Source organism: Bacteroidia bacterium, from assembly GCA_027493955.1.
GTDB lineage: Bacteria > Bacteroidota > Ignavibacteria > SZUA-365 > SZUA-365 > JAOSJT01.
In genome coordinates this window covers 1,833,287-1,856,157 of record JAOSJT010000001.1, presented here as the reverse complement: position 1 = coordinate 1,856,157, position 22,871 = coordinate 1,833,287, and the positions used below count along the sequence as shown (strand labels likewise).

Sequence of the window (22,871 nt, the reverse complement as noted above, 5' to 3'; positions counted from 1 at the left end):
AGGTTGCCGGGATCGATGCGGGTTGTGCAGCAGAAAACTACCTGATTCATCCCGCAAGCTCAATGAGTGGAGGTACGTAAATCCCTACGTAGTTACACTGAAATGTGCGTGCTTCCCGGAGTTCCAGCATCAAACGACACTAACATCGTGCCAGGCCTATCGCCGCTAAACTATGCGAGGGCATCTCAGCCCAAAAACGGCCACGTGCTTCGGTAACAGCACCCGTGACGATACTTTGACAACATTGTGACAAAGAGGGGGGAGCGGCGGGCGAAATTGCGGTTGACGCGCTGCCCGAAGACGCGCTGCCCGATGCGCGACACTTGTTTTTCGCTGCCATCGCAGGTATCTTTGCGCAATGTCAAAATAGAAGATAATCGGGCATTATGGACGCCTGAAACGCGGTCTCGCGATTGCTACCCCGGTGCAGTGTCCTCTGTCTGCGATCGAATCACCATTGTCCCGTGCCAGGTGCAACAACCATGAGGAGATGACTGATGGAAACGGATATCGAAGCTATCCTTATCGCATTTATCCGCGAGCACTGTCTTCCTCAGAAGATGCAGACAACGCTCGGGCTTGGTGACAACCTGTTCGAGACCGGGACCATCGATTCCGCCGGACTGATCCATTTTATCGGCTATATCGAGGAACGATTCGATATCGTCATTCCCGACGAGGATCTCATCCCGGAAAAATTCACTACCATCGCCTCCATCGCGGACTACATCCGCAGCCGGCTCAGCGAGCCCGCCGTAATCGAGGAGGGGTGAAATGATGTCGTGGCTCTGCAAATGCGTGATCTGGGATCTGGATAATACGGTGTGGGACGGCATCTGTCTCGAAGGACAGGTCACACCCCGCCCGGAGGCGGTCCGGACGCTTGAAACTCTCCACGGGCGCGGGATATTGCAATCCATTGCCAGCCGGGGAGATGAAGCCATCGCGCTGCGGACCCTGGAAGAGCATCAACTGCGCCCGTATTTCACCGCTCCGAAGATTAACTGGCTTCCGAAAAACACGAACATCCTTGACATCGTGCGTACGCTCAATCTGGCGCCGGATGCCGCGGCCTTTATCGACGACGATCCCTTCGAACGCGAGCAGGTCGCATGGATGCTGCCGGGCGTGCGCGTTTTCGCAGCGGATCAGGCAGCAGGGCTTCCGGATCTCCCTGGCTTTGATTCCGGTCCGCTGACTCCCGAGGCCATGAAGCGCAACCGGCTCTATCAGGAGGAAGAGGCCAGGAAAGCCGCCGAGCGCGATTTCGCGAGTCGTGAGGACTTCCTGCTCTCCTGCGGCATGGAGTTGTGCGTCCGCCATGCTGCGACCACGGACGTTCCACGAGTTCTTGAATTGATGAAGCGCACGCATCAGATGAACTCTACCGGGCTGTTACCGGACGAGGCCGAGGTATATCGCATGCTTGAGGATCCCGGTGACGTCCGCAGCCTCTATGTCGCGGAACTGCGGGACAGGTTTGGCGCCTGCGGTATCATCGGTACGGTCATGTCGGAAACCACCGGAGCGCGCTGGGATATTCAACTCTTCGCGATGTCGTGCCGCGTCATGGGGCGCGGAGTCGAACGTGCGATTCTCTCCACGCTCATAGGTGAGGCGACGGAGCGAGGCTGCGCAAGCGTAACAGCATCGTACACAGCGACGGATCGGAATCGTATGATGCGCACAATGTTCCAGATGGCGGGTTTCCGGCAGCATGAGCTTCGCGAAAATGGAAGTCTTGTGTTTCTTCTTGACCATTCACAGAAGCCTGTATGTCCATCATGGGTGAGGATACAATGAAATTCCTGCTCGTCGATATTCTCCGCTCGGGCCTCGAGGAGATATGGCCCGCCGCAGAACACTCGCTCGGCCTGATGTACCTTTCGGCTGTACTTAAACAGCGCTTCGGCGCACTGGTGGACGTGGAACTGCGCTCGCTGATTTCGCTGCCTCATCATGCAGACCAGGACCGCGAGTCGATGCAGCGCCTGCTGGAGGAAGCACAGCCGGACGTCGTGGGGCTACGCTCACTCACGCTCAGCAGCGATTGTGTCCACACTGTGGCCCGGGTTGTGAAGGGGTGGCGAAGCGATTGCGTGCTTCTCGCCGGCGGTCCATACGCGTCCGACGATCCGGGCGATGTGCTGTCGACAGGTCTGGTTGATGTGGCCGTTATCGGGGAAGGCGAGCTGACACTGCTTGAATTGACGCAGTGCCTGCTCGATCGCGTGCCCTACGCGCACGTCGAGGGCATCGCGTTTCGGAACAATGGAAGCATGGTCAAAAATCCTCCCCGCGCCGTGATCAACGATCTCGATGCGCTCCCGTTTCCGGATTACTCGGTCGTGGATCTCGATATTTTTTCGAACCGCTACCTCAGCTTCGCTGCTAAGGTATCGACGCCGCATGCGAATATCATGACGTCGCGCGGATGTCCCTACCGCTGCGCGTATTGTCACAATATTCTGGGCAAGACCTTCCGACCCAGGTCCGCACAGAACGTGTTCGAGGAGATCCGCTGGATACATGACGAACTGGGGATCACGGACTTTCAGGTGATCGACGACATTTTCAATCTCGATATGGACCGGGCGAAGCGAATTTGCGACTTGATTATCCAGAGTGGCATGAATCTGACGTTCGCGTTTCCGAATGCGATACGCTCGGACAGGGTCGATGAGGAACTTGTGGAAAAAATGGCGCTGGCGGGGACGAAGTTTACCGCTATAGCCATCGAAACCGCGTCTCCCCGTCTGCAGAAGCTGATAAAGAAGAATCTCGATCTCGACACGGCCTTTCGCACGATCGATTTGTTTTCAGAGGCCGGAGTCGTGACACGCGGCTTCTTCATGCTCGGCTTCCCAACTGAAACCGAGGAAGAAGCGCTCAGCACCATCGAATACGCGAAGCAGTCTGCTTTGTGCGGGGCGACCTTCTTCCAGGTCGTGTATTACCCCGGAACAAAACTGTACGAGCTCGCGCAGTCGATGGGGTATTTCAAGGAGGAACACAACGAAATCAATCGCGATTACGTCCAGGTAAGCGATGGTCCATACAATTTCAGCGCCGAGCGGATGATAGAGCTGAAGAAGAAGGCGATAACGGAATTCGCATTTACGAAGGAGAGAGTGATGCGTGCGGAGAACATCATGCCGCCGTATTTCACACCGCGCGAGATAGATGGTCTCTTCATGGCCTACGTGGTGTCGGCGCAGACGCGTTGGGAGGACATCGAGGATGACTATGTGCGCACGCGCCTGAAACGACATTTCATTATCGCGGATCGGTTCTCAAGGAAGAGAGAATTTTATGTCTGACACGAATCGGTATACTGGCATGCCGCTGCGTCATTCCGTAGGAGGCTCGCAGGAGGATGTGACGGCAGAGGTCCGGAGCTTCTACGAGGCGATACAATTTCCGGGTACGCGTCCTATGGAACAGGATAGTCTCGTCTTTTTACGGAAGTTCGACCGCCTCGTGACTGCGATGAGAAAGGATGGCAGGGATGTACGCGTGCTGGACGCAGGCTGCGGGACGGGGAACACGACGCTTTCGCTCGCGGCGCAGTTCCCTGCAGTGACCTTTACCGGAGTAGATCTTTCCGGCAGCTCCATTGAGCGCGCCAAGTGTGGTGTGGCGGCGCACGGCCTCTGGAACGCGGAGTTCTATCGGTGGAATCTGCTTCATCCGCTCAGACACGAGAAGCCTTTCGATATTATTCTCTGTTTCGGCGCGCTGCACCACACGGCGGATATGCACACTGCGCTTGGAAATATCAGTGCTGTGCTTGGAGACGAAGGCAGCATGTTCCTCTGGGTGTACGGTGCATACGGACGATACCGGCACGTGCTCAACATGGAGTTGCTGGCGATGTTGCTCGGTGCTGACCCGACGGATGATGCGGTTGCTGTGGCACGCGAATTCATTCAAGCGGCAGGAGACAACATGGCGGCCCGTGATCTGCTCGGGGAGCGAAGCGCCGATCCGTTGCTGCGCACGTTTTTTGAGGATGCAACGTGGATAGCTGACCAGTTTCTCAATCCCAACGAATATAGTCTCACATTTCGCGTTATCCTGGCTCTGTTGCAGTCAAGCGGGCTGAACATGGAGGAATGGATCGGTGCTCCAAAGGATATCAGCGTTTTGCTGCGATCCGATGAGCTCCGCCGTCGATATTATTTGATGAGCAGCGATGAACAATTGATCGCCTGCGACCTGCTGTTGAAACCCGATCGCTATTTTCTCATGCTGGGAAAGAAATCCGGAGGGTAATTGCCATGTATGTACTCGGTTACAGCGGTTTTACGCGCGACTCGCGGTCTGCGGACGGCTACCGCAATCCCTTTGCAAAAACGAAGCAGGATTTCGACTCCGTTTTTATGTTTCATGAAGGCGAGGTGCCGTTTCAGATGTTCCCGCTCGGCTTCTTCGGGCATGATGCATCCGCCGCGCTGCTGTGCGACGGCGAGCTCGTCGCCTGCGCTGCGGAGGAGCGCTTTACCCGAGCGAAGTTCGCTCTCAATCTTGCGGGGAATACGCTGTTGCCGAAACATGCGATCGCGTACTGCCTGAAAGAAGCAGGCATCGGCATCGATGATGTGGATATTGTGGCGCATTATTGCCGCTTTGATTCGCAAGCCATAGCGGACAGGCAGGCTCTGATCGCACCCTTCGTGTCACCGGACGAGTCCGCCATGATCGGCGATTCGTACCGAAAGGTGTTTATGGAAATGATGGATCTGCCTGTGCTGCTTCGCCAGTTCGAAGCCATGACTGGCGGCTCTCCGCGGCGCTTCGAGCAAGTCCCGCATCACCTTGCGCATGCGGCCAGCGCATTTTACCCGTCGGGATTCCACGAGGCGCTGATCTATACCATCGACGGAACAGGCGAACGCGAAAGCGCGCTGCTCGCAGTCGGTCGCGGTACCACTATTACCGAGGAGTCGCGGACAATGCTGCCGACCTCACTCGGCACCCTGTATCTGCTCGTCACCGTGTTGCTTGGCTTCAGGAGTCTCGGCGACGAATACAAGGTGATGGGGCTTGCCGGTTATGGCAATCCTGCACGCTACCGCGATTTCTTCCGCTCGCTCGTTCGTCTCCACGAGGATGGCTCGCATACGCTCGAAGGCTTTGCGCGCAGTGATCTGAAGTCACGTCTGACGGAGGCGTTGGGCATGCCAAGGATGCGAGGAGAGGAAATCGCGCAGCACCATTGCGATATCGCCGCAGCATTGCAGGAAGCGCTGGAAGAAGCGGTGCTGCATGCGCTCACGCACGCACAGCGGCGTCTTGGACTGCGCAAGCTGTGCATGGCCGGCGGCGTCGCACTCAACAGCATGATGAACGGCGTCATTGCCCGCTCGGGACTGTTCGATGACATATTCGTGCAGCCGGCGGCCGGCGACGAAGGCGGTGCCCTCGGTGCAGCGCAGCAGGCATGGCATCAATACGGTGAAGGAAACGGCGCCAGCCCGCAGCTCAGACACGTGTATACAGGGCCGGGCTTTGACAACACGGACATCACCGCCGCACTGGAAAAACATGCTGATGCAGTTGCCTGGGATATCTCAGAGCACATCACCGAGGATGTGGCAGAAGCACTGGCGAATGGCAAGGTTGCAGGCTGGTTTCAGGGAAGAATGGAATTCGGTCCGCGTGCCCTGGGCAACAGAAGCATACTCGCGGATCCCCGCCCGGCGGATATGAAAGACCGCATCAATGCAAAGGTCAAGCACCGCGAAGGCTTCCGTCCCTTTGCACCAGCGGTGACTGTAGAGGATGTGCACGACTTCTTCGATATGAGCGGCCTGCATGATTCGCCGTACATGCTGTTTGTTGTGCCGGTGCTGCCAGATAAAAGGAGTGAAATACCTGCTGTTACACACGTCGACGGAACTGCGCGTGTGCAAACAGTCTCAAGGGACTCGAACCCGCGATTCCATGAGCTGATTCGGGCGTTCGGCCGTCGGACCGGCCTGCCCGTCCTCCTGAACACTTCGTTCAACGTCATGCATGAGCCCATCGTTTGTACACCGGATGATGCCATCCGCTGTTTTCTGAACACAGATATCGATCTCCTCGCGCTCGGCGATTTCATCGTCACCAGGCGCACGGAGGATGCGGGGCAGATATGACAACCGCGCTTGTCACCGGAGCATCAGGATTTGTGGGACGACGCGTCGTCGACGTCCTGCTCGCCGCCGGTGTACACGTGCGAGCGGGTGTGCGACATCATGGCTCAGAAAAAGCCCTGCCGCGGCGCGATGATTGTGAAGTGGTCGCGATTGACATTTGCGACGCCCGGTCTCTCGCCGGAGCGATGCGCGGAGTCGACCAACTGTACCATTTTGCGGCGACGGTAACCTCGCACACGTCAGCCGCGAAGCTCCTGCGCGTCAACGCTGAGGGCACACGCAGCGTATGGGAAGCTGCCGCCGATGCCGGGATCGGCAAGGCGCTGTACTGCAGCAGCACCGCAGTGTATGGTCTGCTTGCGCAGAACGGACAGGCTGTGACCGAGGATATCCTGCCGCGTGCAGTCGAACCGTACGGACGCTCGAAACTACTGGGCGAGCGCATCGCTGCGGAGATCGGCGCCGGGAGAGAAATCGACACCGTTGTGATTCGTCCCACCGCAGTGTTTGGGCCCGGGGAGCACACGCATTTCGGAAGCGAACTGCGGAAGGCCGCGGTTTCCCGCATTCTTCTTGGCGGAGGGTTCAGGAACAAGCATTTCAATTTTGTGCATGTGGACGATGTGGCCGCGGCTGCCGTGCATGTCATGCAACTTCAGAAGCTCAGTGCCCGCGTGTACAACATCGTCGCGGAGCCTTCCGTCTCCTACGAACATGCGTTTCAGGCCTACCTTCGTGCACTCGACGGCGCCGGGTATCGCTTTCTGCGCCAGCGCCTCCTCGGACAAATCTCCGTATTGATAGAGCGAAGACCATCGCTGGCGCGCAGACTGCGATTGCACGGCCGGCGCAGCCTGGCGTTCGGCGTCTGGAGGCCCGGCTTCGATATGACGTTTTCCTCGGCCAGACTGCGCGAAACGGATTTTCAATTCCGCTGGACGGATTTTGAAGTCGTGCTTCGTTCGTGTCTGGACGATTAAAAAACACGGAGCGTGCCGCATGTATGTCCTGCGCGTACTGACAACACACCCTGTCCGATTGCTGCTGACACTTTCGGGCATCGGGCTGTGTATCGTGCTCATACTTTTCATTCTCGGGGTGTACAATGGCGTCGCGACAGGATCGGTGGATTACGTTCGTCAGACCCCCGCCGATTTATGGGTGCTGCAGGCGAACACATCGAATATCATGCGCGGCACTTCCATACTGCCCGAGGCATACTGCGATGAAATCCGCCGACACGAGAGCATCGCCTCGGCAACCGCAGTGCTGTTGTTCTTTGCAACAATTGAGCTTGACGGCTGCAATGCAACAGTGCTGCTCACAGGGTACGTGCCCGGAGAGTTGGGCGGACCACCGCGCATCGCCGAAGGGCGGGCGATCACAAGGGACGGCGAGATCGTGCTCGATCAGGCGTTTGCGGCAAAGCACGGCATTGGTCTCGGCCGGCGACTGAAGCTGCGGGACGATTCGCTGACGGTTGTTGGACTCTCATCCGGGACAAACGCATTTGTCACGCAATACGCGTTTGTGACGCTGGCTTACGAGCAGTCGATCATCGAGCTGCCGGGTCTGGCGAGTTTCTTCATCGTTCAGGTGCGGGGAGGCAGCACATCCGAATCTGTGGCGCGGGACATTGCCCTGAAGTACCCGGGGCGTTTGTCCGTGCATCAGCATGCGCAATTTCTCGATAACAACATTCGCGAAGTCGAGTCCGGTATACTTCCGCTGTTTTTCGCAATAGCGCTGATTGGGGGAGTCGTTCTGGCAATCATTCTGAGTCTGATCCTTTCGGTGAATATACTCGAGAGGCGTCACGACTTCGCGATAATGAAGCTCATCGGTTCGCCGTCCTCTTATCTCAGGCGTGTGGTTCTGACGCAGTCGCTGTTCGTGTGTTCCGCGTCCGAGTGTCTCGGTCTGGCTGCGCTGTATCCGTTGCTGCTGCTGATCGAATCGATCACACCCGAGGTGGCCGCTCTCGTCACAGCGTCACACATCCTCGCAGTCACCGTAGCGGTGTTCGTGATCAGCATCGCCAGCGGTTTGCTCGCAAGCAGAAGGGTACGGCGCATTTCTACGTCGGAGGTGTTCTCATGACGCGGCATGATACAAACACACCGGCGGTCCGTCTGCGCGGGATTTCGAAGTCATTTGTTTCGCAGGGCAACGAATATACCGCTCTCACTGACATCGATCTGGATGCCTTTCCCGGGCAATTGCTGCTGTTGCTCGGTCCCAGCGGCAGCGGTAAAACCACGCTGCTCACGATTTCCGCGGGCTTCGTGGCCCCGTGCAGTGGAACGGTGGAACTTTTCGGACAGACGCTGGGCGGATACAGCTCCAGGCAGCTTCAGGCGCTGCGCGCAGCCAGGATCGGCTTCGTTTTTCAGACGTTCCTGCTCATCGATGCGCTTACCGCGGCAGAGAATATCGACTTGCAACTGCGCTTCGCAGGGGTGCGGAACGCGGACGCCCGTGGCCGGACGTTGAATGCGCTTGAGCGCGTAGGCATTCCGCAGCTCGCAGGCAAGCGTCCGCCGGAACTCAGCCATGGCGAACGGCAGCGAGTGGCAATAGCGCGTGCACTCGCCATCGACGCCGATCTTCTCATTGCCGACGAACCCACAGCCAGTCTCGGCACACAGCAGGGCGAAGCAATCATACGTCTGCTCCATTCCTGCGCGGCGGATCTGAAGAAATGCGTCCTCGCGGCAAGCCACGACCTCCGTCTGCGCGAGTATGCCGACGTAATTCATTTCATGGACAGCGGCCGCATCACCGCGTCCGAAGGCAGAGGTGAATGATGAAAAAGAAAGTGTATTTCATACAACCCACGTACAGAGACAAATTCGGCAAGCTGCTCAAGGGCAAGAGTCTGTATACGATGTCGCTCGCTCTTCCTGCTCTCAGCGCCGCCGTGCCCGACGAATGGGAAAAACAGCTCTGTTACGAGTTTTTCGAGGAAGTCGATTTCGACACCGACGCCTCTGTGATCGGACTCTCATCGATGGGGTACGAGATCTACCGTGGCATTGAAATTGCAGGGGAGTTTCGTCGTCGTGGGAAAACTGTGATATTCGGTGGCTTTCAGGCGCACCTCAGCAGCGATTTCGTTGCGCCGCACTGCGACGCAGTCGTTCACGGAAATCCCGGCAGGTCAGCGATGCGACGCATACTCGATGACGCTTTGAACGGAACGCTGCAGCGCGAGTACCGCTGCGGTGTGGACATCAATTACCAGGTGGACTACGAAGCCTTCGATACCAGCCGTGTGCTGTTCACTCCGGTGTTTACCAGTGTCGGCTGTAATTTTCGCTGCGACTATTGCTGCGTTGCCTCGATATATGAAGGGAACTGTCGTGTTCGCAAGCTCCGCCACGTCTTCGCGGAACTGGACTATCTCCATACGAAAACCCGGCGCATCGCGTTCATCGATACGAACATTCACAGCCGGCACAGCTATCTCAAAGCGCTGTGCGAGGGCATGCTTGAGAGAAAGTACCGCTTTGTCTGGGGCGCACAATCTACGATCGACATTGGCGACGATGTAGAAACACTGAAGCTCATGCGCCGTGTCGGCTGCAAGGCGCTGTTCATCGGTCTGGAAACATTTTCGCAATCCAATCTGGAGAACGTGAACAAGGATCTGTCCGCGGAGTCCTACGAGAGAAGAATCCGCAATATCCACAGTGCCGGGATCAAGATCGCAGCATTTCTCATGTATGGATTCGACTATGACACAAAGGACACAGCCCGGCAGCTTGCCGAACTCGTCTCCCGGCACAATATCGAGCTGCCGATGATCAATCTGCTTGTTCCTCTTCCAGGGACTGTGTTGTACGAACGGCTCAAAGCAGAGAACAGATTGCTCATACGGGATGAGAACGATTTTCTTCGCAACAACATCGGCTACAATTCATCCTTTAACCTTTGCCTCTACGAACCGAAGAATCTGACAGCCGAAGAAGCGGAGGAAGGATTCATCGAATTACTCGGCCGTCTGTCCGGGTACGGTCAGATCATTCGCCGTTCAGTCAGCAGCGATGTGAAGCTGTCTGTGTTCTTCCTCTACAGCAACTGGTTGTTCAGGCGCGAGTATCTCCGACTGAAGCGGCTGCGCGGGAAGCATCGCGTGCCGGCAGTGCTCCCGGCCGATGCGGAGGGTGCGCCATGTTTGTGATTGCGAACAACAATAGCGGATATGTACCGGGGGGCGTATGATACTTCTCGAAGGCATATTCATCGGTTTTCTGTATGCTCTTATTCCCGGTGGGTCGATACTCGTCGGGCTCAACCTGGCCCTGTCTTCCGGATTTTCGCGCACTGCCGCATTCACTTATGGTGTGTTGCTCATTGATATCGTTTATGCTTTTCTCGCAGTGACGGCAGCAACCTCAGCAACGGATGCGTATGTCCGTATAGCTGCTGCGTATCCATCGCTGCTTCATGGAACACAGTTGGCTCTCGTTGCCGCGCTGGGATGCTACGGTGCATATCTCGTGTTCAGACAGCGACCAATGGCTGACGAGGCATTGCACTGTGAGCGTGTCGTGACGTCGCAGGGTGCTGGGGTATCACTTCCCGGATATCTTCTGCTCGGTATCACACTGAAACTCTCCACAATCGCGAGTCCAAGTTTTCTCGCCGGTTTCGCACTGCTGACGTCGCAGGCAGGTGCACTGGGGTTAAGCCGTTGGAGCTTTTTCGGAAGGACGGTGTTTGCCATGGGCTTCGGTCTCGGCAACTTTCTGTATCTCCAGACCTGCATGAGGCTCGCCTCGCGTTATGCGCAGCGTTTGCGGCGCTCGCATTGCATGCGCTTGCAGAAGCTCCTTGGTGCCGTTATTGCCTTGCTTGGCGCTCTGATCCTCGTAAGCCTGCTGAGAGTGTGGATGCGGTAGAAGCAGGCAGCTCGGGAAACCCCGTCCGAGGAACCCGATTGTGCCAGCAGGACCGTGCGATACATGAAACGCCCACTTCTCCCGCCGCGCCCGCATCGAAACATGGGCGATACATGAAACGCCCATTTCTCCCGCAGCGTACGGCTGGAAATACTTCTGCTGCGAACTCTGCGCTACATCAACAATTGCGACCGCAAACAGATGCTTACGGTCGCGTGTCAGGGATGAGCGACGTTGAAGAATCAGTCGGGACGCGTCATGCCTTGCTTCGGCTACATCCCGACATTCACATCCACGCCCTCATTCGGACGTTCCCTGCGTTTGTAATTGTTGAAATTCCAACTCAACGAAAGATTAACGACAGGGACCTCCGGCTTGATGACGAAGGAGTTCGCGAAGTTGCTTCCGGACGCATTGATGGTGTAGTACGCGGTGGTCAAAAGATTCTGCGCCTGCAATGTGAGAGAAAGCACGCGGTCGAAGAGGTCCTGACGCGCTGAGACGCTGAGGAAGAACAGCGGCTTCGTTTCCGTTTGCGGATTGATCTGTCTGCTGAGGTACATGCCGGTCAACTGCACGCGTGTACCTGTGGCGAACGTGCCTGTGGCGCTGAGGCGCGCGGTCCAGGTAAACGCGCTCTGTTCCAGCTTCCGCCCGAAGACGTCGCCCGAAAGGGAATAGTGGAACAGATTGACGTTGGGATCGAGCCGAAGCCAGGAGAGCGGACGCAAGCTTGCCGACACCTCCGTTCCTATGGAGCCGTTTTCCGCGAAATTTCCGAACGTCTGTATCATCTTCCCGGCGGAATCGGCGACCTGCGATTGCCACATCCCGTTCACCGATGTGCGCGCGTAGGTCTGGACGGACACAAACACCCCGCCGAACATTTTCTGATAATTGAGTTCGAAGGAGTTGATGTACTCCGGCAGCAGCTTCGGATTCCCTGCGCTGCTGAGCCATCTGTCCGAATAGAACGGGAAGGGATTGAGCAAGTTCTCGTTCGGCCGGTTGACGCGCCTGCTGTAACTCGCCTGTAGCTGATGCTCTCCGAATTTCCGCGAAACGCTGACGCTCGGAAACCAGTCGAGCTTGTCGTAGCGGTAATCCTCCTCCATGGTCTTCTGCTCCAACAGCCGGTCCATGTACTCCGCGCGGAGACCGACCTGGAAGTGTGTATCGAACAGGGCGTTGGAATACGTCCCGTACGCGGCATGGACGTAATTATCCATGTCGAAGGTGTTGGTGAGGACGGGATCGATGGTCCATTGCTGCTGCGTCCAGTCATAGATCGAATTCTCCACATCGTAACTGCGGGAGGAAACATCCGACTGCAGGCCGCTTTCGAACGTGCTCACGTCGCTGAATTTGTGCATGTAGCCGAGTTTGAGGCGTGCCTCGAAGCGCTGGACATCGCTTTCCATACGCACGGAATACGGATCGGGCTGCATATTCATGAAGTTGGCATCGGTGGTAAACTCTCGCGTCATCTGCGAGTAGGGAAGGGTCACGTGTGTGTAGCTGCCTTCGAGTGTCAGTTCGCGCGCTCCGGGCACCGGCTTGTACACATAGGCGGAACTGGCGGTATAGTACACCGCGTCGAGATCGAAACTGTTCTCTATATGCTGATACAGATCCTGAAAGGGATCGGTATTATGCACATCGAAGGTGAAAAGACGGGGAAGCGTGATGTGCCCTCCGCTGCCGTTCAGCGACACCGTATGCTCTTCGCTGAAACCGTGCTCGATGCCCAGCCGCAGCGAGTACTGTTCGCGGATATCCCGTCTGCGAAGGTCCGTGTTGTTGACGATGCGCCCGTCCGGAATGAAGGTCACGCGGTTGACGTCCTGTACCTGATGGTAGGTGACGTCGCGATAATCACCTCCCGCCGTGAGCGTGGTACTGCCCATGTTCATCGTCATCGTGGCGTCGGTGTTGTACTTATCGCGCGTACCGGCGCCGATATTGACGATGGCGCTGCTGCTGTAGCGCTGTTCCTTTTTGAGAATGATGTTGATGATTCCTGCCGACCCCTCCGCTTCGTATTTCGCGGAGGGATTCGTCATCAGCTCGATGCTCTCTATCATGTTCGCCGGGATCTGCCGCAGGGCGTCGGAGCCCTGAAAGGCGCCCGGCCGTCCGTTGATCAATACGGTGAAATTGCTGCTCCCGCGCAGCGTCAGGTTGTCGTTTTCATCGACGCGGACCGACGGTTGTTCACGCAGTGCATCCATCGCCGAACCACCGCGCGCGTGAAGGGATTGACTGATGTTGATGACTTTTTTGTCCAGGCGGAATTCCTCCGGAGCGCGTTCGGCTTCGACCGTCACTTCTTTACTCTCTACGGCGCTCTCACGCATCGCAACGGTCCCAAGGTCCACCACTTTTCCGCCTTCGGCGACCCTGACGTCCGGCAGTTGCTGTCGTGTGTACCCGACGTAGCTGATCGTCAGGACATACTCTCCCGCAGGGACGCCGGACAGTAGAAATTCTCCTGTTTCACCGGCGTAGGTGGAGGATACAAAGGAAGAATCAGACTTTTTTCGGAGAACGATGTTTGCGTACATCAACGGCGCCCGGGAGCCGGCATCAATGACAGTGCCTTTGATGATGCTTGCCTTCGCATTATCGGTGGCTGCGGCTGCAGGGTGGTGAAAGGACAGGAGGAGAAGGAGGACGCTACCGACAACGAGAACCAAGCTTTTCATGCTGCGCTCCGGATGTGCATAAGATCTGTGGGGTACGAAAATGCTCCGCAAATGTTTCGCCCCGTCTGTCACCACACTGACCACTGCCCCTCTTCGCAGGATAGTGTCTACGCAATGCCGTTGTCGCTCCGCGTTACACAGGGAACGAGTTTCGATGCGTTGCGACGCATCCGCGAGCAGGCATATCCCGAGCAGCCACGCCGCCGCATTGAATTCCAGACTATCTTTCGGTACATTCGTATCCGAATCACCACCGGTCGTGCCCGCACACTTCGTGTATCGGTACGACGCCAGGGCACGATGCCTGTTCAGGCGGGAAGGATCCGCTCCCGCAGCAGTATGTATGAATGAAATCGGAGCTGCCGCCATGCCGTATCATCCGCAATCTCTGTCCGGCCCTCCGCCGGCCGTCCTGCACCGCTCCAGTCGGGTATCGGGATGTACAAGCGCATCCCCCGGTCGCCGCAGCATCCTTCGCGGCAGCGTACTGCTCCTGTTCCTGACGCTCGCCGGCCTCATGCTTCTCTCCGTGGAAGCGCTGTATGCGCAGGACTGCGGCTGCACCACCGAGCAGGTGCGGAAGAACCTCGTATCTCCCTGTGCTGCGCAAAATGAGCTGCTTCTTCGCGTGCAAAACGAACAGCACTTTCGCACGGCCATCAACGAAGCCAACGCGCGGGGCGGCAACACGACCATTCTGCTCGACAACGGTGTGTACCGCGTCGCTTCCACCACCTCATTTCCGTACATCACGGGCAGCAATGTCATACTGCGCAGCAGTTCGGGCAATAGGGATTCGGTCATTCTCGAGGGGAGAGGCATGCGCGACGTGCAGCCCGCGACGGAAAACGGCCTGCTCATCGCCGGAGATCACGTCACGATCGCGGACCTTACGATACGCAATGTCGGGAATCATGGCATTCAGGTAAGTGGGCATGGACTGCTGGTGCATAATGTGCGCATCCAGGATACCTATCAGCAGATGCTCAAGGGTGCGACCGAGCGTGCTGTCATTGACTCGGGCGTCGTGCAGTGCTGCATGTTCGAGTACACAGCGGGAGTCGGCCCCAATTACTACATCGGGGGAATTGACGTGCATAAGGGACGCAACTGGATTGTGCGCGACAATGTCTTCGAAAATATCCGGAGTCCCGCCGGTTCGGTCGCCGAGCACGCGGTGCATTTCTGGAATACCAGCGAGAACAGCACCGTGGAGCGCAATCTCATCATCAACTGCGACCGCGGCATCGGCTTCGGCCTCGGCAACAGCACGCACAGCGGCGGCATTATCAGGAACAATTTCATCGCGCATGACGGCGGGGGCAGCTTTCCCGATGTCGGTATCGGTCTGGAGAGCTCCCCCGGAACGAAGGTGTACAACAACACCATCTTCATCAGCTACCCCAACGCCATCGAATACCGTTTCGCTTCCACGCGTGACGTACACATCGTCAATAATCTCAGCAATCAGGCCATTCGCGCGCGCGACGGAGCGAGCGCCATGCTCACCACAAATGTCACGGATGCGCGTTCGTCGTGGTTCGTGGAGGCTGGCGCAGGGAATCTGCGTCTTTCCTCGGCGTTACCTGCCGTCGTGGATGCCGGCAGTGACCTGGGTGGGCTCGTCCCGGACGATATGGACAAAACGCCGCGTCCGCAAGCTTCGGCCATGGACATCGGTGCGCATGAGTGGAAAGAGGCGACCTCGACGGATGAGATACCCGACGCGAGCGGATTTTCCGTCTATCCGAATCCCGGCAGCGGATTGTGTACTGTGAGCACAGTCGGAGCCGGGTTTACACTCACTGTGTCCGATGTTTTGGGACGCAGGGTGCTGACGACGCCGGCTTTCGGTTCGTCCTTGTGCGTGGATCTGCGCGCTCAGCCGCCGGGAGTGTATTTCTTCATGCTACGGAACGGGAATGGAAGGGTGCTTTCTCTCATCCCCGTGCTGATCACGGGCGAGAGAGGCGGATAGCGGAGCGCGATGGGAGCGACCGGCGCGTCGTGCCGCTGTGGCACGCTCGATGCCTATGAAGCCTCCCTGCCTCAGCACAACTTCCGGAACTCAGCGCAGGAGAAGTTTTTCGGTAACGGCGTGCTGCGCCCCGCTGAGACGGAGCAGGTACATTCCATGAGGGAGGGAAGTGAAGTCGACGGCTTCGATCTGAGGAGTGCTTCCGACGGCTTGGCGTTCGGCGCGAAACACCTCGCGGCCGAGCAAATCGGTGACCACCAGCACCACCGGAGTGCGAAAGGGACTGCTCCATGCGATACTCGTCCGCCCGTGCGTCGGATTGGGGTACGCGAAGATCTGCATACCGGCTGCATGATCCGCTGACGCTGCGACATGCAAAAGCGGATCCATCGGTGAAGCGAGATGCATCACCGACCCGATCGCGAGCTGCGTGATGCTTCGGAAAAGCAGCTGATGTTTTTCAGCGGACATATTGATCCAGTTGTCCTTCTCCGAGTGATAGTACGGATTGAAATCCGAGCCAAACTCCTCGATAAGCAACACCGCGGGATGGCCCGCATCCCAGAAAGGTGCATGATCACTGGCTCCTATTCCCGGCCGTACAAGCGCAACCTCGGTAAGCAGTCCATACACATCATCAACATCGGAAATCAGACGGAACAGATCTTCCGCCCTGTTCGAATCTGTGGGCGCCTCACTGTGCACCTGGACGACGCGATTGGCGTTGCCGTCCCACGCTATCATGTCGAGATTGATGACGGCGCGAATGGAGTCGTCCCCGTGCGCCGCGACATAGGCCTTACTGCCGAGCAGGCCCAATTCCTCGCCACCGAAGGCGACGAACTTGATGGAGTATTCGAAAGGGATGTCGTGAAGAAGCCGTGCGGCCTCGAGTACCGCCGCGGTGCCGCTCGCGTTGTCGTCGGTCCCGGGACAGCCCTCGAAGCGCGAATCATAATGCGCACAGATCATGACATATTCGGCGCGGCGGCCGGGGAGCGTCCCGATGACGTTCAATCGGGTATAGGGGTCTCTGTTGTTTTCGAGAACGGTGTGCAAACCGTAGCGCTCGAATACATTGGCGATGTGCCGCGCCGCGTCCCGGTATTCCTGCGAACCATTCCCCGCGAAACGGTGCGGGATGCTCGTCGGTGTACCATGCACCATCACGGGCAGCTCACCGCAGAGCTGTTTGAGAAAGGTTTGCAGGGAATCGAGGGAAAAATCGGTGTTCAGCGTTTTCGTCACCAGAGGGAGTTCCGACACGATGCCGAAGTGCTGCTGTCCCTGTGCGATGCCTGCTGCCGGCAGGCTTGCGATGAGGAACATTGCCGCAACGACCGTGCGTCGTGCGAGGGGGGAGGAGTCAAACCGATTGCCCATGCCATCGTCCCATTGCTTCGTACAACACATCGCGGAAATCCCGTTCGGGTCGGACGGGTACCGGTACCACACGCTAATGTAGGATAATTCCCGCAGGTATCATCGTCACGCGGCAATGGAACATGACATCGGTGGAACATGACATCGGTCCCCGCGCAGCTTTTGTCCGTACCCATGGTTCTGCGAAACGGGCTGCGTGCAGCACATCTCTGTGTCGCCCGCACGTGCTCGAACAGGACAAACAGATTCCGGCGTCCCCCGTCACTGTAGCAACAGCCGGCCGTACAGCCGTCTGCTTCCATCGGTCAGGGTACAGAGATACACGCCTTTTGCCCTGCCGCTTCCGCTCCACAGGAAGGAATACGAACCCGCCTCCGGACACCATTGGCTGTCCACGAACACCTGTCGCCCGAGCAAGTCGTGAATGGTAAGGTAGACCATCGTATACCTGTCTGTTTCGAAGCGTATAGTCGTGCCGCCTGTCGGCGGATTCGGATAGCCGGGCAACAGCCGGAAGCCCCAAACCGGTGGGACCGGTTCATCCTCCGGCGGATCGAGCGTCCACACGCCGAAGTGATGTGTGCCATTGAAGAGGCGTCCGGAGGCGGCGCAGGTGAAGGAGCGCGTCATGGTGAAACCGGCGTGTCGTGCGAACCTCTTCCAATCACCCGAGACTGTATCGAGACGATACGTGTACGCATCGTCCGTGACAAAAACTCTTCCGCGGGCATCGGCCGCCAGCCCTCGCACCGGCCAGTCAATGAGGCCCGAAGGCAGCGCCTGCCAATGGACGCCGCGATCCGTCGAGCGATACACCACGTCATTAGCGGTGCTTGCGAACATCTGCCCGGCCACATCGGGCAGCAGGGTGGTGCAGCGGAAACTCGCCGGTACACCGTGTGTCACGACTCTCCATTCACTACCGTCGTCCGTATAGCGGAGTATGTCGAACTGACACGCAAAGACGCGCCCTCCGCTGTCCACCGCAGCGGCCTGGCAGGACGCATTGCCGCGCGGAGCCGCCAGTTTCCGCCATGTTCCTCCCTCGTCCTCGCTGAGTCGTATGTCGCCATCATAGTAGGTCGCGAGAATCCGTCTGCCGCCATCGCCGGCCAGAATCTCGGGCGACTGATCCCATCGCGGCGGATTCAGGGCTTGCCAGGTCGCGCCGCTGTCGTCGCTGCGCAGGAGCATGGGAACGAGAGATTCATCGCTTCCCATGATGAACAACGCGCCGTTTCCAAGCCGGACGATCTGTTCGCCGAACCATTTGCAGGAAGGGATTTTCCTGACGTCGCTCCAAGTCGCACCCGCATCGGTGCTGCGAAAGAGTATCGAATGCGTACCGGCGAGGAGAATGGAGTCGGAGAGCGCCGCCATGGAGCGTACTACCGAGGTCACCATCCCCTTGCCGACATCGATCGTCTTGTCGCTGTACGGTGAAACGTGATACAGTGCATCGTAGCTGCTGACAAAGGCGTCTCCATCCGGACGCATAATGACATGCGTCGAAGAAAAATCGGGGAGAGAGCGATGCGACCAGCTCTGTCCCGCATCCTCGCTGCTGTGCAGCACCCCGCTGCATTGTTCGTACCGACGCTCGACGAGCATGAGCCGATTTCCCCGCGCATCGCATCCGTTGACGAGACCGTCGTGCGACACGGGGAGTCTGATTTGCGTCCACGTGCGGCCGAGATCGGGACTTCGGAACAACCAGATCAGATCAGACCTTGACGGCAAGGCCACGAGATACAAATTGACGTCATCGCCGAACAGGCGTCCACCGTCAAATTCGGGGCGATCAAAGAACGGGACGGACAGCGAATCCCAGCTCATCCCTCCGTCCGTGCTTCTGTACAAGGTGCGGCGGCTGTTGGCCAGCAGCATACCGTGCGCCGGAGCGTAGAGCTGAAACACGATGTCGGCGAACACTCCCGAAGCGCGGAGCGTCGGTCCGGACCAGGTCCTCCCGCTATCGTGGGAGACGTGGACGGATCCGGAGCGCAGACCGCACAGCGTTCCTGACGAGTCCAACGTGAGACTGCTCATGTTCTCCGGCAGCGCCCGCCATGAAAGTCCCGCATCGCGGGAGATGAAATTGCCGTGATACCCTCCGACTGCGATAATGTCCGGACGCAAGGGTATGAGCGTCTCCATCATGAAACCTCGTTGCGGTATGGGAGCCAGAGGCAACCAGGACTGCCCGTCGTCATCGGAGCGGTACACACCGCCGCCGTCGCCGCAGGCATACCACGCTCCCCACGCTGTCGGGACTATGGCCCGCACGAGGCCGCCGTACGGCCCCGGTAGTGCTTTCCATTCCGTCAGTGCGCCGCCTTGTCGCGACAGACGCGGTGCCTCGTCGCCACCGCAGACGAAACCGCCCACAGCGACCTGGAAGTGACATACACACAGGATCGCGAACACGAGACAGCGCCCGCTGGCGCCGAGAATACGCGCATGGTGATGAAAACGGGTGTGATGCATGGTGAATGAGGTTGATAGTGAGTATATCATCCAGACGTCCCTTTTTGCAATATGCGTAAATCCCGTGTACGACGGCAAGGTCATTTTTTTTACCCTCGATACACTGGAAGTACGCATCGCAGCGATGTTGTCGCGCCATTATCGCTGTTGTGAGAATTTTTCTTCTCCTTCCCGTTGGAGTAGATTGCAGAAAACGGTTTGACACCGTCTTTTCCGTGCCATTGTTCGAGCCAGGCAACCGTCGCACGATCCCGGACAGGTCCATCCGCATCATCAGTTTCCCGACTACGGCTTGGTGATGCCACACAGCTCCATTTCTCCATTTACTCGCGGAGGCAGGTACATGAGACCCGACGACCCCATCGAAGAGAAGGATTGGAAATACATGCGCAGCATTCGCGATGAACTGCTGCACACCCTGTGTGCGCGTATTAACGACGAGGCCGTCGCTATAGCCACCCGGCCTTCGGGGAATCCCCACGAGCGCTACCTCGCGTTGTTCAGGCATATCAAGGATTCAGACAACATCGTCGCGGTGTGTTTCAACGACTGGCGGCGTTCGACACTGCATATCAAAATCAGAGAGTTACGCTTCCACGGCTTGCTGCCAGACACCCATGTACGACAACTATCGAACAAAGCGCAGACCTGGCTGGCGCGACTCGAAGCCGGCAGCGCGTTGTAGTGTGCCATTCCATTCCATTGACAGAACGAAGGCGTTGCCCGTATGATCCACCGTGCCTATTTGCGTATCACTGGTCAGTCCGGAGCGGGAAAGACGAAGCTCATGGAAGCGACTCTCGAAGCCCTGCGCACGGAGATGGTTCTGTGCGTGTACGCGCAGTCCGATAAAAAACTGAAAGAGCCGAAGGAAAGCAGCCCCCGGAACGATCCCCACCTCAAACGATACCTGGACGCCGGGGCGATGCATGCCGTTCGGTATCACTTCGCGGGCGCGGCACGAGATGGTATCGACACATTGTATGAGTCGGAGGTGATGACCCACTACTCCGGCGCGGTGCTCATCGAGGGCGATTCGCCCCTCAGTTGCTACGATCTCACCACGTATGTCGCCCGACCCCTTCCCGGAAACGACCCCCTGATCGTGGCGGGCCTGCGCGACAACCGCGCGGAGCACGAACGCCAGCTTGCGGAAGCTGAAGCACTCGCCAACGATCCGCGACGCATCATTGACATACTGGGAGCGGATTTCAGCGGAAGGCTCAACTCGTTCATCGGCCGGAATTCCGGCTTTTTCGATTCCGTGCGTGAGGAACTCCAGAACAAGGTGCGGGAATTACGCGCTCTCCCCGTGCCGGAGCCCACGCCCTGCTGGACGCTCGCCGCATCGCACAACGGCATACAGGACGCCGGCCTGATCGTTGTCAACATCCATGATGAAGCCGAACGCGAGCGCGCGGAAGCCCTGGTGCGCGACGTCCATCGCCTGCGCACGGACAAGCAGGTCTTTGACGACATTCTCGGATGGCAGTATCATCGCACCCCCGTCACCGCTGTCGTGGCCAATCTCGCCGATCCGAATGACACGGGCCGGAAAAAAGCCCTCGCACGGATCAAGCGTGCGGTCAAGCAGGGGAAAGAAGCGTGAGTAACGCGGAGCACACATGGGAGTTCCGTGCACGTTTTCGAAGGAACGCCTTCGGCTGGAAGTCCCAACCAGCGATCAAGCGCATCAAGGAAGCGGTGAGCGAGATACGTCGCGTCGCAAAAAAGGACCCCGTCCTTGCCGCGGACGGCGCGGTGCTGTTTCTCGAGAAACTCGCGCCCGCGCTCGAGCGCATCGACTCGTCGTCCGGCGCTATAGGCAGTGCCGTCGGACGAGCTATTGATGAACTCGTCCCCATCATATCACAGGCGGAAGCCGATGTGGAAATGCGGCAGTCCTGGCTGGAACGACTGTGGCAGGCAATCCAGGATGACGAAATGCCGTATATCGAAGCACTCGGAGACCGTTGGGGCGAACTCTGCGCGACTCCGCATCTCGCCTCGCGCTGGGCGGACGAGTTCCTGCCGATAGTCCGGCCCATTCTTCTCGATGTCCCGGGATACGGCGGCTATTTCAAGGGAACGTCTTCGTGTTTGGCTGCGCTGTTCACCGCGGGCAGGTATGAGGAACTGATCGCTCTGCTCAGGCAGTCTCGCGAATCTCGGATGCTGTTCTATCGTGTGTATGCCATCAGAGCGTTGGCTGCAACGGGCCGTGTCGAGGAGGCCCTGGAGTGGCTTGAAAGCGGCGCGGGACTGAACGACAGCCGTTACGCCATCGCGAGATGCGGCGAGGAGATACTGCTCGCGGTCGGTCAGAGCGAGCGGGCGTTTCGCACCTATGGCCTGGACGCCAATATGGCGACGACGTTTCTCGCGACCTATCGAGCGCTGTGCAAAAAATACCCCGGCATCGACGCGCGGGATATTCTGAACCACTGCATCGAACAATCACCCGACGAAGAAGGGAAGTGGTTCGCGGCGGCGCGTTCGGCAGGGTATCTCGATGTGGCACAGCAGCTCGCGCAAGAGTACCGGACAGAGCCGAAAACACTGATCACTGCCGCACGGGACCACGCCGACACACACCCGGACTTTGCCATCAGCGTCGGTCTGGCCGCTATCGGGAACCTCCATACGGGACATTCCTACGACGAACCCACACCGTGGGATGTGTCCGCCGTATACGACAGCGTGATGCGCGCGGCAGAGAAAGCGGGGAAAACCACCGAGGTTCAGGAAGCAATTCGGGCCTGGGCGATCCAACTCAATCCCGAAGATCTGGTCCCGCGAATACTCCTGCGCCGACTGGATGCGTGATGGAACCGTCACTTGTGTAGGAGATGCATCGTGAAACGGGCGCACGCGGCAACAGGATGCGGATGGAGTAAGGCTCCGGTCAGCGTATGCGTGTGGGGTTGACGCGCCTTGCTCCAATCGCCGTGTGTAAGCAACACGCGGTGCCGTGCTCACGGCGCATTTCCCCTGCTGGGAAGAGCACGGTAGCCGCATCGCCATAGCCTGCGTGACAGACTCCCCGGGGTCGGATCCCGTGTCAGGCAAAACCCGTAGACTCCGGACTACCTGATGGGGACGACCTTTCCGAGATAGCGTGTGGGTCCCTCAACCTCATGGTCACTGGAGGCAACCTCCCCGCGGTTCACGCAAACGGACCAACGCGTTCGAGTCCCACTTCAACCGTTACGATCGGGAACAGAATTACCAGGACCCGGACAATCATTTCAATTATGAAAGTCAAGGTCGGTCG

17 protein-coding genes are annotated in these 22,871 nt (G+C 58.1%); 14 read left to right on the top strand and 3 right to left on the bottom strand.

From position 1 onward, the window contains the following. Window positions 1-497 precede the first annotated feature (497 nt). Genes M5R41_07275 through M5R41_07230 form a run of 10 tightly spaced genes read left to right on the top strand, consistent with a single transcriptional unit; the run spans window position 498 to window position 11,044 of the window. Complete coding sequence (locus tag M5R41_07275) at window positions 498-773, top strand: acyl carrier protein (GenBank protein MCZ7556184.1); 276 nt, start codon at window positions 498-500, stop codon at window positions 771-773. Window position 774: 1 nt separating this feature from the next. Continuing rightward, the gene (locus M5R41_07270) at window positions 775-1,803 is read left to right on the top strand and encodes an HAD-IIIC family phosphatase (GenBank protein ID MCZ7556183.1); all 1,029 of its coding nucleotides are present in this window, start codon (window positions 775-777) and stop codon (window positions 1,801-1,803) included. Continuing rightward, a complete protein-coding gene (locus M5R41_07265) occupies window positions 1,800-3,320 on the top strand; it encodes a B12-binding domain-containing radical SAM protein (protein ID MCZ7556182.1) in 1,521 nt (506 codons plus the stop codon). Before M5R41_07270 ends, M5R41_07265 begins: the two co-directional genes overlap by 4 nt. Further along, entirely contained in the window at window positions 3,313-4,275 is a 963-nt protein-coding gene (locus tag M5R41_07260) for a methyltransferase domain-containing protein (protein MCZ7556181.1), read from the top strand. Before M5R41_07265 ends, M5R41_07260 begins: the two co-directional genes overlap by 8 nt. Before the next feature lie 5 nt (window positions 4,276-4,280). Further along, window positions 4,281-6,140 (top strand): hypothetical protein, encoded by a 1,860-nt coding sequence (locus tag M5R41_07255; GenBank protein MCZ7556180.1) that lies wholly within the window; start codon window positions 4,281-4,283, stop codon window positions 6,138-6,140. Next, window positions 6,137-7,120 (top strand): NAD-dependent epimerase/dehydratase family protein, encoded by a 984-nt coding sequence (locus tag M5R41_07250; protein MCZ7556179.1) that lies wholly within the window; start codon window positions 6,137-6,139, stop codon window positions 7,118-7,120. Before M5R41_07255 ends, M5R41_07250 begins: the two co-directional genes overlap by 4 nt. Window positions 7,121-7,139: 19 nt before the next feature. Beyond that, window positions 7,140-8,240: an ABC transporter permease gene (locus tag M5R41_07245; protein MCZ7556178.1), complete on the top strand. Its 1,101-nt coding sequence runs from the start codon at window positions 7,140-7,142 to the stop codon at window positions 8,238-8,240. Further along, window positions 8,237-8,947, top strand: coding sequence for an ATP-binding cassette domain-containing protein (locus tag M5R41_07240; protein ID MCZ7556177.1), 711 nt, complete (start codon window positions 8,237-8,239; stop codon window positions 8,945-8,947). Before M5R41_07245 ends, M5R41_07240 begins: the two co-directional genes overlap by 4 nt. Continuing rightward, window positions 8,947-10,323, top strand: a complete 1,377-nt coding sequence (locus M5R41_07235) for a radical SAM protein (GenBank protein MCZ7556176.1) — start codon at window positions 8,947-8,949, stop codon at window positions 10,321-10,323. The genes M5R41_07240 and M5R41_07235 overlap by 1 nt, the downstream gene beginning before the upstream one ends. Before the next feature lie 37 nt (window positions 10,324-10,360). After that, complete coding sequence (locus M5R41_07230) at window positions 10,361-11,044, top strand: hypothetical protein (protein MCZ7556175.1); 684 nt, start codon at window positions 10,361-10,363, stop codon at window positions 11,042-11,044. A 272-nt stretch (window positions 11,045-11,316) separates the two neighbouring features. Here the strand turns inward: M5R41_07230 and M5R41_07225 are convergent, their stop codons facing one another. Then, complete coding sequence (locus tag M5R41_07225; protein MCZ7556174.1) at window positions 11,317-13,749, bottom strand: TonB-dependent receptor family protein; 2,433 nt, start codon at window positions 13,747-13,749, stop codon at window positions 11,317-11,319. Between the two features lie 343 nt (window positions 13,750-14,092). Between M5R41_07225 and M5R41_07220 the strand changes: the two genes are divergently transcribed. Next, entirely contained in the window at window positions 14,093-15,727 is a 1,635-nt protein-coding gene (locus M5R41_07220) for a T9SS type A sorting domain-containing protein (GenBank protein MCZ7556173.1), read from the top strand. Window positions 15,728-15,817: 90 nt separating this feature from the next. On the opposite strand, the gene M5R41_07215 is transcribed toward M5R41_07220, so the two are convergent. Together M5R41_07215 and M5R41_07210 are read right to left on the bottom strand one after the other, a co-directional pair. Next, window positions 15,818-17,110 carry a M20/M25/M40 family metallo-hydrolase gene (locus M5R41_07215; protein MCZ7556172.1) on the bottom strand — a complete coding sequence of 431 codons (1,293 nt, stop codon included), beginning with the start codon at window positions 17,108-17,110 and terminating at the stop codon, window positions 15,818-15,820. Window positions 17,111-17,371: 261 nt separating this feature from the next. Then, the gene (locus tag M5R41_07210) at window positions 17,372-19,597 is read right to left on the bottom strand and encodes a T9SS type A sorting domain-containing protein (protein ID MCZ7556171.1); all 2,226 of its coding nucleotides are present in this window, start codon (window positions 19,595-19,597) and stop codon (window positions 17,372-17,374) included. 343 nt (window positions 19,598-19,940) lie between these two features. Here M5R41_07210 and M5R41_07205 point away from each other — a divergent pair, with 343 nt between their 5' ends. From M5R41_07205 to M5R41_07195, 3 genes are read left to right on the top strand one after another with little or no spacing between them, the layout of a single operon-like run. Further along, the gene (locus M5R41_07205; GenBank protein MCZ7556170.1) at window positions 19,941-20,282 is read left to right on the top strand and encodes a hypothetical protein; all 342 of its coding nucleotides are present in this window, start codon (window positions 19,941-19,943) and stop codon (window positions 20,280-20,282) included. A gap of 42 nt (window positions 20,283-20,324) precedes the next feature. Continuing rightward, window positions 20,325-21,206: a hypothetical protein gene (locus M5R41_07200; protein MCZ7556169.1), complete on the top strand. Its 882-nt coding sequence runs from the start codon at window positions 20,325-20,327 to the stop codon at window positions 21,204-21,206. After that, window positions 21,203-22,423 (top strand): hypothetical protein, encoded by a 1,221-nt coding sequence (locus tag M5R41_07195; GenBank protein MCZ7556168.1) that lies wholly within the window; start codon window positions 21,203-21,205, stop codon window positions 22,421-22,423. Before M5R41_07200 ends, M5R41_07195 begins: the two co-directional genes overlap by 4 nt. Window positions 22,424-22,871: the final 448 nt, after the last annotated feature.